The sequence below is a fragment of the Geobacter psychrophilus genome, from assembly GCF_056821595.1.
The window spans coordinates 769,790-784,459 of sequence record NZ_JBXDTU010000004.1 but is presented as its reverse complement, the minus strand read 5'-3'; the positions used below and the strand labels follow the sequence as shown (position 1 = coordinate 784,459).

14 protein-coding genes are annotated in these 14,670 nt (G+C 54.6%); 7 read left to right on the top strand and 7 right to left on the bottom strand.

All coding sequences use genetic code 11. The features are described from left to right. Positions 1–12: 12 nt before the first annotated feature. A complete protein-coding gene (locus ACOCF6_RS05820) occupies positions 13–498 on the bottom strand; it encodes an aminoacyl-tRNA deacylase (RefSeq protein WP_482459450.1) in 486 nt (161 codons plus the stop codon). Beyond that, positions 499–1,512 (bottom strand): hydrogenase expression/formation protein HypE, encoded by a 1,014-nt coding sequence (gene hypE, locus ACOCF6_RS05815; protein ID WP_482459449.1) that lies wholly within the window; start codon positions 1,510–1,512, stop codon positions 499–501. Between the two features lie 241 nt (positions 1,513–1,753). Between hypE and ACOCF6_RS05810 the strand changes: the two genes are divergently transcribed. Genes ACOCF6_RS05810 through plsY form a run of 3 tightly spaced genes read left to right on the top strand, consistent with a single transcriptional unit; the run spans position 1,754 to position 4,481 of the window. After that, the gene (locus tag ACOCF6_RS05810) at positions 1,754–3,088 is read left to right on the top strand and encodes an enoyl ACP reductase FabMG family protein (RefSeq protein WP_482459448.1); all 1,335 of its coding nucleotides are present in this window, start codon (positions 1,754–1,756) and stop codon (positions 3,086–3,088) included. Between the two features lie 36 nt (positions 3,089–3,124). Continuing rightward, positions 3,125–3,862 (top strand): outer membrane protein assembly factor BamD, encoded by a 738-nt coding sequence (locus ACOCF6_RS05805; RefSeq protein WP_482459447.1) that lies wholly within the window; start codon positions 3,125–3,127, stop codon positions 3,860–3,862. A gap of 22 nt (positions 3,863–3,884) precedes the next feature. Next, on the top strand, positions 3,885–4,481 hold the full coding sequence (gene plsY, locus ACOCF6_RS05800) for a glycerol-3-phosphate 1-O-acyltransferase PlsY (protein WP_482459446.1): 597 nt from the start codon (positions 3,885–3,887) through the stop codon (positions 4,479–4,481). A 2-nt stretch (positions 4,482–4,483) separates the two neighbouring features. Here the strand turns inward: plsY and ubiE are convergent, their stop codons facing one another. After that, complete coding sequence (ubiE, locus tag ACOCF6_RS05795) at positions 4,484–5,194, bottom strand: bifunctional demethylmenaquinone methyltransferase/2-methoxy-6-polyprenyl-1,4-benzoquinol methylase UbiE (RefSeq protein WP_482459445.1); 711 nt, start codon at positions 5,192–5,194, stop codon at positions 4,484–4,486. A 177-nt stretch (positions 5,195–5,371) separates the two neighbouring features. Here ubiE and cdaA point away from each other — a divergent pair, with 177 nt between their 5' ends. The 3 genes from cdaA to ACOCF6_RS05780 all read left to right on the top strand — a co-directional run bounded on the left by cdaA (position 5,372) and on the right by ACOCF6_RS05780 (position 9,607). Beyond that, positions 5,372–6,790 carry a diadenylate cyclase CdaA gene (cdaA, locus tag ACOCF6_RS05790; protein WP_482459444.1) on the top strand — a complete coding sequence of 473 codons (1,419 nt, stop codon included), beginning with the start codon at positions 5,372–5,374 and terminating at the stop codon, positions 6,788–6,790. Positions 6,791–6,918: 128 nt separating this feature from the next. Further along, a complete protein-coding gene (locus tag ACOCF6_RS05785; RefSeq protein ID WP_482459443.1) occupies positions 6,919–7,965 on the top strand; it encodes a C40 family peptidase in 1,047 nt (348 codons plus the stop codon). Positions 7,966–8,032: 67 nt separating this feature from the next. Continuing rightward, positions 8,033–9,607 (top strand): B12-binding domain-containing radical SAM protein, encoded by a 1,575-nt coding sequence (locus tag ACOCF6_RS05780; RefSeq protein ID WP_482459442.1) that lies wholly within the window; start codon positions 8,033–8,035, stop codon positions 9,605–9,607. Positions 9,608–9,622: 15 nt separating this feature from the next. On the opposite strand, the gene ACOCF6_RS05775 is transcribed toward ACOCF6_RS05780, so the two are convergent. Further along, entirely contained in the window at positions 9,623–10,054 is a 432-nt protein-coding gene (locus ACOCF6_RS05775) for a hypothetical protein (protein WP_482459441.1), read from the bottom strand. A gap of 228 nt (positions 10,055–10,282) precedes the next feature. On the opposite strand from ACOCF6_RS05775, the gene pap reads away from it, so the two are divergent. Further along, the gene (pap, locus tag ACOCF6_RS05770; RefSeq protein ID WP_482459440.1) at positions 10,283–11,767 is read left to right on the top strand and encodes a polyphosphate:AMP phosphotransferase; all 1,485 of its coding nucleotides are present in this window, start codon (positions 10,283–10,285) and stop codon (positions 11,765–11,767) included. A 66-nt stretch (positions 11,768–11,833) separates the two neighbouring features. Here pap and ACOCF6_RS05765 read toward each other — a convergent pair whose 3' ends face one another. The 3 genes from ACOCF6_RS05765 to ACOCF6_RS05755 form a co-directional block, all read right to left on the bottom strand. Beyond that, positions 11,834–13,108, bottom strand: a complete 1,275-nt coding sequence (locus tag ACOCF6_RS05765; RefSeq protein WP_482459439.1) for a hypothetical protein — start codon at positions 13,106–13,108, stop codon at positions 11,834–11,836. A gap of 67 nt (positions 13,109–13,175) precedes the next feature. Beyond that, on the bottom strand, positions 13,176–13,763 hold the full coding sequence (locus ACOCF6_RS05760; protein WP_482459438.1) for a YqeG family HAD IIIA-type phosphatase: 588 nt from the start codon (positions 13,761–13,763) through the stop codon (positions 13,176–13,178). A gap of 3 nt (positions 13,764–13,766) precedes the next feature. After that, complete coding sequence (locus ACOCF6_RS05755) at positions 13,767–14,666, bottom strand: protoglobin domain-containing protein (protein WP_482459437.1); 900 nt, start codon at positions 14,664–14,666, stop codon at positions 13,767–13,769. Between the last annotated feature and the right edge of the window lie 4 nt (positions 14,667–14,670).

The window sequence follows — 14,670 nt, the reverse complement described above, 5'->3', positions numbered from 1 at the left end:
AGGCTTTGGGCCTTATCGTATCCCGACTGTAACCGGAACCGGCTGCAGCACCCTGATAAGCTCTGCGGGCGACATGCTCACCAGGAAACCACGCTTGCCGCCATTTATGTAGATCCGCTCCAATGCGGAGATGCCTGCTTCCATATAAACTGTCATGCGGCGTCGGGTGCCGAACGGTGAAGTCCCTCCTACCATATAACCGCTATGTTTTTGTGCCGAATCCGGAGAACAGGGGGTGACCTGCTTGACTCCGATGAACCGCGCCAGCTCCTTGGTGGAAACCTGCAGGTCTCCATGCATCAGGACAATCAGCGGCTCTTTGTGCTCATCCTCCATAATCAGGGTTTTGATCACGCAGTGCTCGTCTACTCCCAGTTCGCGGGCGGATACGGCGGTGCCCCCCTTCTCTTCGTAACTGTAGGGGTGATCCCTGAAGTCGACCCTCTCTGCGCGCAGTTGACGAACCGCCGGGGTAACGGGAGTTTTTTCCTTTGCCATTTAACAGATCCTCGGCAGCTGTTCTCCAGCCAGCATCTCCACCGCCCGTGTGCCGCCGACGGCGGTTTCCATGCGTACCCGGCCGGCTTCGCCTGCAGATACATACCCGATTATAGCAGCTTTTTCACCCAGCGGCTGCAACCTGATGCGTGCCAGCACACGTTCGGCTGCCTCCGCTGCCACAAAGGCCAGCAGTTTGCCTTCGTTGGCCACAAAGAGCGGGTCCAGTCCCAGGATCGAACAGACGCCACGTACGGCCGGGGCGATCGGCAGTGCCTCCTCGATCAGGGTGATGGATACGGATGATTGCTGGGCGATCTCCTTGATGGTCGTGGCGACGCCACCCCGGGTCGGGTCGCGCAGCACATGCAGGCTGTCTCCGGCCACGGACATAATCTCGGCGACGAGTCCGTTGAGGGCTGCAGAATCGCTGCGGATATCGGTGCTGACGTTGAGCCCTTCACGACCTGCCATGACGGCGACGCCGTGGTCGCCGATAGTGCCGTTAATGATGATCGCATCCCCCGCCTGTGCATTGGCGCCGTGGATGGAGATGTTGTGATCGATTGTGCCGATCCCTGAGGTGGTGATGAATATTTTATCGGCCTTGCCGCGGGGAACGACCTTGGTGTCACCGGTGACAATCCGGACTCCGGCCTTGTCGGCGGCCTGACGCATATCTTCCAGGATGTTCTTCAGATCGACCTTGCTAAATCCTTCTTCCAAGATGAGCCCTACGCTGAGCCAGAGCGGTCGTGCCCCCATCATGGCCAGGTCGTTGACGGTGCCGTGTACCGCCAGGCTGCCGATGGTTCCGCCGGGAAAGAAGATCGGGTCGACCACAAAGGAATCGGTGGTGTAGGCCAGGCGGCCGGCAACCGGGTCAAGCAGGGCGGCGTCGTTCTGGGCGGCCGGAGCGGTTCCGCTCAACGTGGGTATGATCAGGTCATCCAGCAGTTGATGGGAAAGTCGCCCGCCGCTGCCGTGACCGAGAAGAATGAGGTCGTTATCCATGTTGCGCAGTGTCTCCTGTTTAGTAAGGTAGAAATCATTTTCTGCGTTCTTTGGCAGACAATGATTTCGTTAGCGCACTTATCCCGTTTTTCGAGCTTGATCTGGCCGCCACAATAGCACGAATCGCTATCCATGTCACGCCCTGCGCGGCTGCTTTTTTTGTTCACTTTGCGGAGCGCTTCATGGTATTACTCACAACTTGTTTGCATAGAAGACTGATAGAACATGCGTGGAGGAACATATGACGGAATACAGGCCGATGCGGCAGTTGCCGGAGACAGCAGGATATAAGGCCGGTGATGTGCTGGTGCTGGCAGGAGAGTTGTTTGGACGTGGTTATGCGAATGGTTTGGTGGATGAGGCCAAGCGACTCGGCATGACGGTGATAGGCACCACCGTCGGACGGCGCGACCCGGATGGCACTCTGCGCCCCTTGACCGGTGATGAGCTGGCCGAAAGTGAGGCCCTGCTCGGAGGAAAAATCATTAACGTGCCGCTGGAAGCGGGATTTGATATGGAGGCGGTTGCCGGACATGCCTCTGTTACAGAACAGCTCAAGAAGGCCCGTCCGGATGACTGGAATACCATCACGTTTGCCGAAGGCTTCATCGAACAGGCCTGTGCCGCTGGAACAACTCGTTTTCGTGCAGCCCTGTCACGGGTGGCAAGCGAGCTGGAAGGGCTGATCCCTGCCGGTGCCAATGTCCTCTTCGCCCATACCATGGCTGGCGGGATACCCCGGGTGCGGGTGTTTATGCCGCTCCTCAACCGTGTGTTCAAGGGCACCGGGGATAAATACCTGTCTTCAGGCGCATTCTGGAACAGCGATCTTGGCCAGTTGTGTGATGTCAGCTTCAATGAGGTTACGGCTGACACGCTCCGCTATCTGCTGGAAGAAACGGCGGTCCTGCGGGAGCGTATTTCTGCCGCAGGTGGCCGGGTACGCTATACTGCCTACGGCTATCACGGCACTGAAGTCCTGGTGAACGGCGAATTTCGCTGGCAGTCCTATACACCCTATGTCCAAGGTTTGGCCAAGATGCGGCTTGAAGATATCGCTGCCGAAGCAACTGCTCAGGGTGTCGTGGCGACAGTCTTCAACTGTCCCGAGATTCAGACCAATTCCAGCGCCCTGTTTCTCGGGGTGGAGATCTCCTTGTACCCCCTGTTGACGGCAATCCGGCGCGAGGTGGGCGCTGCGGCATCTGCACCGCTTTTTGAGCGATGTCAGGCGATGCTCCGGGAGGGTGAGAGTGTCGAAAAACTGCTGGAGCGGGCCAATACGTACCTGTCATCGCCGATCCTGTCCGCGATTGTTGACTACGCCAGTTGGCCGCAGCACAATACGCTTGAACAGGCCGAGCTGATGCTGGCCGCCTCGGCTGAACTGATGGGTATGCACACAGACCAGAAACAGCTCATCTGCGCCGAGTTGTCGAGGATTGTGTTCCTTTCCACCGGTCGCCTGATGCTGCATGCCTCATGGAATCCGCCTGCTCCGGCCCTGTGGCTGAATCACGATATAATTTCCAGCCTGGTAGCCGGAGAGCGCGGCAGCGACATACTGGATGCCTGATCAACTTAACCAAGCCGGACAGTTTTGAGGAACCCCATGAAAATTCTCGTCAAAGCCGCATTACTTCTTTTCGCAAGTGCACTCCTCCTGGATGGGTGCGCTACGACGAAACTCGATGGACCACCGGATGTACTGTTCAAGGAGGGCGAACGCTCCTTTCAAAAGGGAAACTATGAGGATGCTATTGCCCAGTGGAAGAAGGTTAAGGATAGCTATCTGTCTCCGGAACTCTCGACGCAAGCCGAGATCAATATTGCCGATGCCTATTTCCTGAACAAGGATTTCATCGAAGCCGCCGCTGCTTATGAGGATTTTCGCAAACTCCATCCAGGCCACGGGCGTGCCGGCTATGCCCTGTACCGTCAGGCGATGAGCCATTTCAACCAGATTCGCGGTATCGATACCGATCAGACACCGGTAAAAAACGCCCTGATCACGTTCGAGTCGTACCTGAAATTATATCCCGCCGGTGAATATCTGTCCGAAACGACCGAAAAGATCGGAACGTGCCGCGACAAACAGCTGCAGTATGAAATCTACGTGGGAAGGTTTTACCTGAAAACGGGTAAATACCCGGCCGCTATCGGACGCTTCGAAGAGGCGCTCAAGTCCTTTCCGGGGCTGGCGCGACGCGACGAGGTCCTGTACTATCTGGGGCGTGCTTATCAGAAGGTTGGCCAGCAACCCAAAGCGACCGAGGCCTTCGGGCAGTTGGTAAAGGAATTCCCTGCCAGTCAATTTGCAGGTGATGCTGCTAAAGCGATTGGTAAATAATTCGTTTGATCTGCGAGTGGCAATGGCATCTGAGTACACACAATTGACTATCCTGATTGTGACGGCGTATCTGATCGGTTCGGTGCCAACCGGACTGCTGTTGGGAAAAGCCTACGGCATAGACGTGCGCAAAGAGGGCAGCGGCAATATCGGCGCCACCAACCTCTATCGTACCGTGGGCCGCAAGGTGGGTGTGCTGACTCTGATCGGGGATTGCCTGAAGGGGTTGATACCGGTTCTGGTGGTTCAGTTTTCTTCCCTGCCGGCCGATTCCGCTGCCTGGGTGGGGCTGGCCGCATTCTGCGGCCATGTGTTCTCGGTGTTCCTGCGCTTCAAGGGGGGGAAAGGTGTTGCAACCGCCCTGGGGGTGTTCCTGGCGCTTGCCCCGCTGGCAGTTGGTATCGCCCTGGCGGTATTTGTGGCGCTGATGCTGATATGGCGCTATGTATCTCTCGGCTCCATCGCGGCGGCGGCGACCATGCCGCTGGTTGTGATGCTGCTCCCCGGTGATGCTGTGCTGAAGTCTGTGACAGTGATTATTGCTGTCGTCGTGATCGCCAAGCACCACGAGAACATCGGGCGCCTGCTGGCCGGAACGGAAAGCCGGTTCAAGGCCTGATCCTATTCCTTGTCTCCCACGTATATGCTGGCAATGCCGAAGGTGAGTTCCTTGATATGTACGCTGCGAAAACCGGCGTCCTCGATCATGGCGGCGAATTCCTCGTGGGAGGGGAATTCCAGCACCGAGTCGGGCAGGTACTTGTAGGCATTGTATGTTGAAAAGAGCCCGCCGATCATCGGCAGCAGACGGCGAAAATAAAAGTAGTAGATCTGTCTGAACAGCTGTGATCGGGGGGTGGAGAACTCCAGGATAATCATCCTGCCGCCCGGTCGCAGTACCCGCCACATTTCTGCCAACCCCAGTTTTCTGTCAACGACGTTTCTGATGCCGAAGGCGATAGTGATCGAATCAAAGGTGTTTTCCGGAAAGGGCAGGTCTTCGCATGGGGCCACCCGAAACTCGATCCTGCCGGCATAAGGCGATTGGGCGACTTTTATCTGACCAAGCTCGACCATTTCCTTGCAGAAGTCTGCTCCGATAATCTTGACTGACGCGGGGGTTGAACGGGCGATTTCCAGTGCAACATCTCCGGTGCCGGTGGCAACATCGAGTATTCTGGCCCCCTCACGGTATTTCAATAGCCTGACCGCTTTTTTGCGCCAGCGCTTGTCGATTCCAAAGCTGAGCATCCGGTTGAGGAAGTCGTAACGCGGTGCGATGGTGCCGAACATCTGCTGGATCTTCTCACCCTTTTCAGAAAGTCTGAACATGATTATGCTACCCTTTATGCCAATTTAGTGTTATATAACAAAACTTTTCGATGCTCTGTGTAGCATAAATACGGGGCTTAGACCAGCAAAAATCGAGCCCTGATAATCATCTGGGTTAGATTCAGGCAGCCCAGTCCGTCAATCAGCGTGCCGGTCAAGAAATAACAAGGAGCCACTGTGCTGCCGTCATTTATCCGTATTCAGGATCTGGCTGACATCCTGATCATGACATTCCTGCTGTACCAGCTCTACTCCTGGTTCCGTAAAACGCGTGCCATGCAGGTGCTGGTCGGTCTGGGAGTGGTGACTCTGATCTATTTTGCCACCCGCTTCCTTGACCTGTACATGACCAGCTGGATTCTGCAGGAACTGGGTACCGTACTGATTATTCTGATCATAGTCGTGTTTCAGGCGGAAATCCGGCAGGCGCTCTATCGCTTCAGTCTGCTGCGCAATTTCTTTGACCCCCAGGAGAAGTCTCAGCACAGCCACTTCCAGCAAATCGCAGAAACACTCTTCCGGTTTGCGGAAAAACGGATCGGAGCACTCCTGGTTTTCAAACGCAGCGAATCCCTGACGGATCTGATGCTGAATGGTGTGCGGCTGGACTGTGAAATCACCCCACAGATTCTTGAGACGATCTTTGCCGTCAATACCCCGCTTCACGACGGCGCCGCCCTTGTCAAGGATGGACGTATCGCATTGGCGTCGTGCCACCTGCCACTGTCGTTGAATTCCGATATCCCGCAGCATTATGGAACGCGTCATCGTGCTGCCCTGGGATTGTCCGAGCGGTCCGATGCCATAGTTGTTGTTGTGTCAGAGGAACGCGGAGAGGTTTTGCTGGCAGATGCCGGAGAGTTCCTGAAGCTGGGCAGTCCCGGTGAGTTGATCACTGCACTGGAACAGCGTGTCACTCCGGTCCGTGAAAAAACCAGGTTGACATTGCGTCAGAAACTATTCGCCAACCTGTTGCCAAAAACGGCACTGCTGCTCATTGTTATTGCATTCTGGGCATTGATCACCACCCGTCAGGGCCAGATCACTACGGTTACGGCCCCTGTCAGGCTGCAAGGTGTCTCGGATGAGCTGGCTCTGGTGCGAAGTTATCCCGAGGAGGTCGAGGTCCAGCTGAAATCGTTCTCCAGTCTGACTCCTGCCCCCGCCAAGCTTGATATTTCTGCAAATATCGACTTGACCGGGATACGTGAGGGGCAAACTTCAATCAGGGTGAAAAATTCAGATTTTTCACTGCCATCAGGGATGGTGGTCTCATCCGTCACCCCGTCCACGATTAAAGTCGTGACAGAAAAGAAGGCGCGCAAAAACGTACCGGTTAAGGTCCTGTTGAAAGGGGTTCTGCCGTCAGGTATGCGTGGTTACAGTGTGCTCTCTGACCCGGATAGCGTTGAGGTGGAAGGTCCCGCCAGTCAGGTTGTAAAGATTGAGTCGGTTGCAACTGAGGAGATCGATGCCCGGCGACTGGAAAAGGGTAAGGAGTACCGGAAAAATCTCTTTCTGCCGTCAAAGAAGGTGACGTTGCTGTATGAAGAGCCGGTGATTATAAAGGTTATTCCTTATGGTAAAAAACGTTAAATTATGACTGCTTGGCCCGATTGTTGCTTGGGTGTATGCTTGGTTTTGGCAGGTAAAGGTTGACTTTTCCATGAAGACGTTATATAAATCACCGTGACTTGGTTAACAACTAAAACAAAGGAGGGAAGATGGCGAAAAAAAGATCAATACTCCTGCTCTGCCTCACTCTTCTCGCTGTCCCGCAACTGGTATTGGCATCCAAGACCCATGTTGTGCGCAAAAGCGAGTCGCTCCATTCCATAGCCCGCAAATATCATGTCTCTGTAGAAGAATTGAAGTCTGTAAATAATCTGAGCGGAACCCATATTCAAAAGGGTGCCAAAGTGATTATCCCGTCCCATCCGGATGCGCAGACCAATAAACAGAAGAGTGCTGAAAAACCAAAAAATTACAAAGTTTCCAAGGGTGATACGCTACCCGGTATTGCTAAGAAAACCGGCATCAAGATGTCAGATATACGCCGGTTTAACGGACTTAAGGGGAACAGGATCAAGTCGGGGCAGTTACTGGCACTGACTGATGCTGCAACTGTCAATGTTGAAACTCCTCGCACGGCACCGGCTGATAACCGTTTGCAGCTGGTTAATCGTGATCTGCTTAATGAACAGGAGTTTTCCGACACCCTGGCTGAATTGACGGATATTGACAGCGACCGTCCGGTTGATTTGGCGAAATCGCTGGAAGCAAGCAGCAGCGGAGTCAATAAAATCAAGAAATCCGCCTATAGCTTTTTGGGCGCACGCTACCGTTTCGGCGGCAACAGCCGCACCGCACTTGACTGCTCAAGCTTTACTCAGCAGGTATTCCGTGAGCAGAAGGTCACTCTTCCACGTACCGCCCGCGAACAGTTTTATGTCGGTAACGAGGTGATGCGTGGCGATTTGCAGAAGGGTGATCTGGTCTTTTTTCAGACCTATGCCCGCTTTCCATCACACGTCGGCATTTACCTTGGAAACCGAAAAATGATCCACGCTTCATCCCGCGACCGTCGCGTGGTAATATCATCCATGGACACCCCCTACTACACCTCCCGTTTTCTGGGCGCCCGGCGGGTTGGCAAGGATTTGCCTGAATCCATCAATTTTGAGGATCTGCTCCAGGGAGTTGAGGAAGAGCGTGAGGGTGATGTTCTTGGTAATGATACCTTGGGAATTTCCTTAAGCCAGAACAATTGAGACTGTCACATATGTTGCACTAAAAAAATCCGGGCCGTTCAAGCCCGGATTTTTTAGTATTGAATCCATGAATATTCTGCTTGCCTACATATCCGGGGTGCCGGACCGGCATGACCCATACATCAGTTTGCTGCCAACGGGCGTCTGCTCTCTTCATGCCTGTCTACGGGAAGCAGGTTTCAACTCGCTCCTGGCAAATTTCTCCGGCTGGTCAACTGCTGATATCGTCCTGCAGCTTTCAAAGCTCAAGCCTGACGTCGTTGGCATATCCCAATGGACACACAATCGACATGCCTCTCTGGAGCTGGCGCGGCTCGTCAGAAGACATGCCCCTGCCTGTATCATCATCCTGGGAGGGGCCCACGCCACATTCAGCTACTCGGACTCTCTACATGCGGGATCACCCGTTGATTGTGTCGTGCTGGGAGAAGGAGAGAAAACGCTTCTTGAGCTCGTTCGCCATGTTCAGGATGGTGCGGAATGGCGGGATATACGCGGTATGGCTTGCCTCCGCGATGGAAATGTTATGGTCACCCCCCGGCATTCTCCCCTGCATGACCTTAACCGGCTTCCCGCCGCCTCCAGCTTTCTGGAACATTCCGTTGGGGTTGACATTCAGCTGCAATCGGAATTTATCATTACGACCCGGGGATGTCCTTCTGCCTGTCATTTCTGCAGCTCCCCGAAATTCTGGGAACGTAAGGTTCGATTCCGCTCACCCGAAAATATAGTCGATGAAATTGCGTACATCCGGGCCAGATACGGCCTGATATATTTCTCGATACGAGATGATACCTTTACGGTTGATCGGGCCAGGACGATTGAATTTTGCAGACTGCTGATTGATCGCCGTCTCCACGTGCTGTGGAACTGCCAATCCCGGGTCACTACGCTTGATGAGGAGCTGCTGGTCTGGATGAAACGGGCCGGTTGCGAGTGTATCCAGCTCGGCGTTGAATCGGGCTCTCCACGGATTCTGACCCAGCTCGGCAAGTCAATAACTCCGGCCCAGGTTGTACAGGCTGCCGGATTGATCAGGAAGGTTGGTATCAATCTTTCAATCTACCTGATAACTGATGTACCTGGTGAGACGGAGGATGACATCAGGCAGACCATAGAGCTGATCAAGCGCGTTCGACCGGACGACGGGTATGTATCACCCCTGGCGTATTTCCCTGGAACACGATTGTTTGAGGAGGCGGTTGCGAGCGGGGGGATTGAGAGATCCGTTTTTGTGGACAGCCATGAGGCGGCCGTCTTTGCGCTGGATAAACGCGGGAAGAACGCCCGCCGTCTGTTGAAATGCCTCGGCAGTGGTACACCGGAAGATGAGTTGCGTTTCCAGGAGCAAAAACGCTTGCTGGGGTACTGTTTCGCAACAAATGTGCTGGCAGGTGAGTTTTACCGGCAGAACGGAGATCGTGGTGCTGCACAACGGGAATTTAGGAAGATTGTTGATCAGGAGCCGGACAATCCCTGGGGTTGGTACCTGTTGGGGGAATTGTATGCTGAAATTGGTAAAGCGGCTTTAGCGAAAGAGTGTTATCAGGCTGTCTGTCGAATCGTACCGGGGCATGAACCGTCTCTGCGGGCTTTGAAGGCAAAAAAAAAGCGGGACCATAATGGCCCCGCTCCAGGCTGATGCAGATGGGAATCTCTACTTAACGATCCTGATGCCAGGAATGAAACAGATTTTTTCAAAAGTCTTGTTGAGGGTCTTGCTCTGGAAATTGGCGAGAGGCGGAGTCTCGGGGTATTCAATGCTATCTCCGACTTTTACCTTGATCTCGGGCAGTGCCAGCCAGGTTTTTACGCCTTTCTCGTCAGCAGCTTCCACATAGGTGTAACCACCGGAATTCATGGTCTGTGTTACTTTTGCTTTTTTGCCGACGCCTGCAGGGATATCCTGAGCTTTCATGCCTGCGTGTGGATCTCCTCCGGGAGCAGCGCCACCAGGTGCGGCACCGGGTGCAGCGGCCGGCATTCCAGCTGGAGCAGCCTGTTGTGGAGCTTCGGTTTTTGGCTTGTCTTTACACCCGGCAACGGCGAGTGCGGCGATGGAAAGAAGTACTAATGCTGTTTTTTTCACCTGCGACCTCCTGATTTTTTATTAGCTTTCTACTTTTAGCATATTTGCATGATATGTTCCAAGAAAAAAGATTAGAGAAAAGCTGGTAGCTATCCTTAAATTTGTATTTGAATAATCCGGGGGTAAAGTGTAAATAGCGTACTTCGTTACACGCAACAGACGTTTAAAAGACAGTCGTGCGGAATTAGTTGCTATATAAGTGTTTCAACAAGCTGAATAGGGGGCAATATGTTTGAATCTGCAGAGATCGGACACAGGATCAGCAAGGCAGACTGGAAAAAGGAAATCCCCGGGCTTCGTGAAGGGCTGCTGGACGCCCAGCTCGATCTGCTGCAGTCAAAAAAAATACCGGTGATTATACTGGTGGCAGGCGTGGACTGTGCCGGAAAGGGGGAGACGGTCAACATACTCAATGAATGGATGGATCCGCGACATATCGAGACCCATGCCCTGCGTGACCTGACCGACGAGGAGCTTGAGCGGCCCCGTATGTACCGTTATTGGCGGGTCCTTCCGCCTAAGGGCAAGATCGGTATCTTTATCGGCACGTGGTACTCCACCCCTCTGATTGATAACGTGTACGGCGAGATCAAGAATGCTGAGCTCGATCAGCAGCTTGAGCGGATTGTTCGTTTTGAAAAAATGCTCTGCAATGAAGGGGCCTTGATTCTCAAATTCTGGTTGCACCTCTCCCAGGCAGAACAGAAAAAACGACTCAAGAGCCTTGAAAAGGACTCCAAAACCCGCTGGCGCGTTACCCCGACCGATTGGCAGCACTACAAAATGTACGACAAGTTCCGCCAGGTTTCCGAGCGCATGCTGCGTCAGACCAGCACACCCGAATCTCCCTGGACAATCGTCGAGGGTACTGATCCGCGCTATCGCTATCTTACTATCGGCAAGGCGGTCCTCACCGCACTGCGCCAGCGCCTTGATGCTCCGGAGCCTCCGAAACACGAGGAGCCGATACCACCGATCATGCCGACAATTGACGATCTGCTGATATTGAGAACCCTGGATCTGTCGAAAACCATTACAAAGGCTGACTACGCAGATGAGCTGGAAAAGTATCAGGGTAAGCTCAACCTGCTGACGCGGCATGATGACTTTAAAAAACTATCGGTAGTAGTGGTCTTTGAAGGAAATGATGCCGCCGGTAAGGGCGGCAGCATCCGGCGCATCACCCAGGCCCTGGATGCCCGTCAGTACCGGGTCATCCCGGTAGCGGCCCCCACGGATGAGGAGCGGGCGCAGCCCTATCTGTGGCGATTCTGGCGTCAGATACCCCGCAAGGGGCGTTTTGCCATCTTTGATCGCTCCTGGTATGGACGGGTACTGGTCGAGCGGGTGGAGGGTTACTGTGCCCATGCCGACTGGATGCGTGCTTATGGCGAGATCAATGACTTCGAAGAGCAGCTGCATCGCAAAAAGACCCTGGTAATCAAGTTCTGGCTTTCCATCAGCCAGGATGAACAGCTGCGGCGTTTCAAGGAGCGTGAGAAAATCAGTTTCAAGCGCTTCAAGATCACCGATGATGATTGGCGCAATCGAGAAAAATGGAATGAGTACGAGCTGGCGGTGTGTGACATGATCGATCGCACCAGTACAGAGATAGCCCCCTGGACCCTGGTGGAGGCCAATGACAAGTATTATGCCCGCATCAAGATCATGAAAACATTGTGCGAGCGGATCGAGAAGGCGCTGGGGAAGTAGTGTGCCGCTGGATATTGAAGATACTGACGCCCTCCGGGAAACCGGGGGGCGTTTTCTGTGTCCGCACTACCCGAAGCGGTAGACCAGACTGCCGTCCTGATACAGTTCGATGGGGCCGTCCTGGGAAACCTTGATCACCTTGCCGAAGAACGATGCGGCACTGGCAGCCGTTGTCCGTCCCCCGCCGGTGACCACCTCCCGGGCGTGAGAGGTATCGAAGATGAAGCCTGTCTCCATCAGCCTGCCCCCCTTGTTGAAGACCGTCATACCGTCGGCCGAGAGGATGCGCAGCAGAATCCCGGCTTTCTTCAGTTCGCTGATGGTTCGTCTTCTGACTCGACCGATCAGAAGACGGCTGACCGGATCGTCACCTCCCACCGACCCCTTCTTCAATAGAGCCAGTTTACGTGCCCCCTGGTTGTAAATCAGGATTACCGTGCCGTGCCGCTCCTTGGAGAGGGCATAAACCGTCCAGATCAGTTCGTCGATGGCTTCGGCGTCAATGCTGCCGGTCAGAAACGCCCGGAAGATGTCCGGGTCAAAGATGGCCCAGGCACCCTTGCGCCGCACCAGCAGCTTGGCTGGGCTGATCAGGACCTCGATCTCGGAGGCATCATTGACTGTCACTGCAAAAGCGCCACGGCCGGCGCGCCGGACCACGGAAAAGATCTCCCGCTGGGTCAGCCGCTCAATGTCGGTGTGCAAAACGGTCGGCGAGGTGCGCAGAACCCCGGTTACCTGCATCTGGATGTTGGCGACAAAGAAGAGGTTGGTGCCGTCGACGAAGCGGTAGGGCAGGGGGTTATGGAAAAAGGTGGGGGAAATGTCCTCGTGGGGCTGCAGGGGGATCAGGGTGTGGCGTCGCTCCCGCACCATTTTGCTCAGCAGAGGGAGCGTTGTGCGGTGCACGATGAAGCCGGTTGTGGCCGGTTTCCCCTCATAGCGCTGGTAGGAAAGATTCTTCAGCAACTGGATCAGCTGCTGGATCGGCCAGAACCCCTTGCGGTGGTCGCCCCGCAGCGAGCGGGCAACAGTGATGTCCATGATTGAGGCCAGGAGTGCCGTGCGGAACTGGGCCGCGTACCCTTCCTGCCGGAACCCGCTGTACAGGCCTGAGAAGGCTGTTAGCAACTCCCGGCAGAAGGCCGTCTCGCTGCGGGTGAAGGGGAGTGTCTCCCGCCGGGCCTTGAAGCAGTAAGTGCGTTCTTCAATGGAGACGATCTCGCGGATGGTATGCTCGTTACCCTGAATTTCGCAATCGCCTGGGAGCAGGTCTACGGTCGCACCGCCCAAAAAAGAGCTGATATTTCCCCTGATGGCATCAAATACGGCAATCGGCATGGTCGGGCTCCGCTTCAGTCATATCGTTCTACTTCATTAGATTTGAAGACCATTCTATAGATGAAGGTCAATTTGGGGAGATACATCTGACGAACAGGCGCTCAGCGGCACGCAGCAGGCAGAAAAACAACTCGGCCAGCGGGCGATGATCGAACGAGACGTACGGGCGTCGGATGTAGCAGGGACGGGCACCGGAGACCAACGCTGCCAGACAGCCGGTCAGCAGGCGGTCATCCACCATCAGGATTTGGGACAGGGGGACTCCGGCGAGTTCACCAGTTTTGTTGAGACCATCGGGAAACGGTTTTTTCCGGACACCTGAAATGAAACGCATGGCAGGGAAGTGCTCGGCAAACCATTGTCTGCGACCTTCGGTCGGTTTGTTGGAGAGGATGAAGATCTGTTTGCCGCCAAAGATGGACTCGCAGCGTTTCATCCATTCGATTGCTTCGGGGCGCGGTGCCGGGGCGCCGTGGTGGGCCAGGACGCCGTCAAAGTCCAGTGCCAGGGCCGTGATTCCCGAAGACTTCAATGTATCGGGATTGATGGTCAGGATACGGGAGTCGGCCGGAGTCTCATTCAGGATGCACCGCAGTTGACGTCGATACTGTAATCCGAGCGGAAAACCGGCCAGAATGTGGGAGCAGGCGCCCATAGGTCAGCTTTTCTGCAGATCTTGCTGGGCGCGTGAAACCAGGTAGTAGACGATCCCCAAGATCAGGAGGGTGCCGGCCAGAAAGGCCTGGGTGGTGAGGTCGTCTTTGCGGAGGGTCGAGATCAGTATCTCGCGGATCATGGCGACTATGATGACGCCGATGAAGACCAGGATGTTGAACTTGCCGCCTTTGAGGTTCTTGATCTCGTTGTCCATCAGTTCGATCATCATCCAGAGGATCAGCAGTTCACCCAGTGCAGAGAGGATGCCCTTCTCCACATCCCCCTTGAAGATATGCATAATATCCCAGCCGAAGAGGAATACGACCGAGACGGATACCCCGGCCAAAGCCAGTACCAGCGCCAGATTAAGACCGTAGGTGAAACGCTCGGTGGCCTTGATCAGCAGCGACTCGACTTTGCGCGATACAAAGACCTTTTTCATCTCTTCTTCACGGTATGAAGTGCTCATCACATCGAGATTCATATCCAGGATTTTTTCTACCGCTTCCCGCAAACCGCGACGCAGTTCCCGATCAGAGTAGTTGATATCTATCAGGTCGAGCAGAAAGTGCCGGATCTGGTTCATGGCCGCATTGACAAAATGGACGCTAAGGCCGGCCTTGACGTGGGCGTGACCGATGCGCGACAGGTGGTTCATGTAGTGATTGTCATAGCTGCCGGAGAAGAGCGATATGAACCAGTTGCTGTGCATTTCCCGCAGTCGCAACCGGTTGCTGCTATTTAATATCGCAGCAGTTTCCGGAAGACTGTAAAGATAGTCGTAGAATTCGGTCGAAAAGCGTTCCTGATTCTGCTCCGCCAGAGGCTGCAGCGACTGAAGCAATTCGGCATCCTGATCGGTGAAGCGATAATGGTCGCGTAAGTCCTGCATTGTGAACATTGGG

What these genes read in the sequence shown, in the direction of transcription:
- ACOCF6_RS05820 (WP_482459450.1), bottom strand. Translation starts at nt 498, where the DNA reads ATGGCAAAGGAAAAAACTCCCGTTACCCCGGCGGTTCGTCAACTGCGC.
- hypE (WP_482459449.1), bottom strand. Translation starts at nt 1,512, where the DNA reads ATGGATAACGACCTCATTCTTCTCGGTCACGGCAGCGGCGGGCGACTT.
- ACOCF6_RS05810 (WP_482459448.1), top strand. Translation starts at nt 1,754, where the DNA reads ATGACGGAATACAGGCCGATGCGGCAGTTGCCGGAGACAGCAGGATAT.
- ACOCF6_RS05805 (WP_482459447.1), top strand. Translation starts at nt 3,125, where the DNA reads ATGAAAATTCTCGTCAAAGCCGCATTACTTCTTTTCGCAAGTGCACTC.
- plsY (WP_482459446.1), top strand. Translation starts at nt 3,885, where the DNA reads ATGGCATCTGAGTACACACAATTGACTATCCTGATTGTGACGGCGTAT.
- ubiE (WP_482459445.1), bottom strand. Translation starts at nt 5,194, where the DNA reads ATGTTCAGACTTTCTGAAAAGGGTGAGAAGATCCAGCAGATGTTCGGC.
- ACOCF6_RS05785 (WP_482459443.1), top strand. Translation starts at nt 6,919, where the DNA reads ATGGCGAAAAAAAGATCAATACTCCTGCTCTGCCTCACTCTTCTCGCT.
- ACOCF6_RS05780 (WP_482459442.1), top strand. Translation starts at nt 8,033, where the DNA reads ATGAATATTCTGCTTGCCTACATATCCGGGGTGCCGGACCGGCATGAC.
- pap (WP_482459440.1), top strand. Translation starts at nt 10,283, where the DNA reads ATGTTTGAATCTGCAGAGATCGGACACAGGATCAGCAAGGCAGACTGG.
- ACOCF6_RS05765 (WP_482459439.1), bottom strand. Translation starts at nt 13,108, where the DNA reads ATGCCGATTGCCGTATTTGATGCCATCAGGGGAAATATCAGCTCTTTT.
- ACOCF6_RS05760 (WP_482459438.1), bottom strand. Translation starts at nt 13,763, where the DNA reads ATGGGCGCCTGCTCCCACATTCTGGCCGGTTTTCCGCTCGGATTACAG.
- ACOCF6_RS05755 (WP_482459437.1), bottom strand. Translation starts at nt 14,666, where the DNA reads ATGTTCACAATGCAGGACTTACGCGACCATTATCGCTTCACCGATCAG.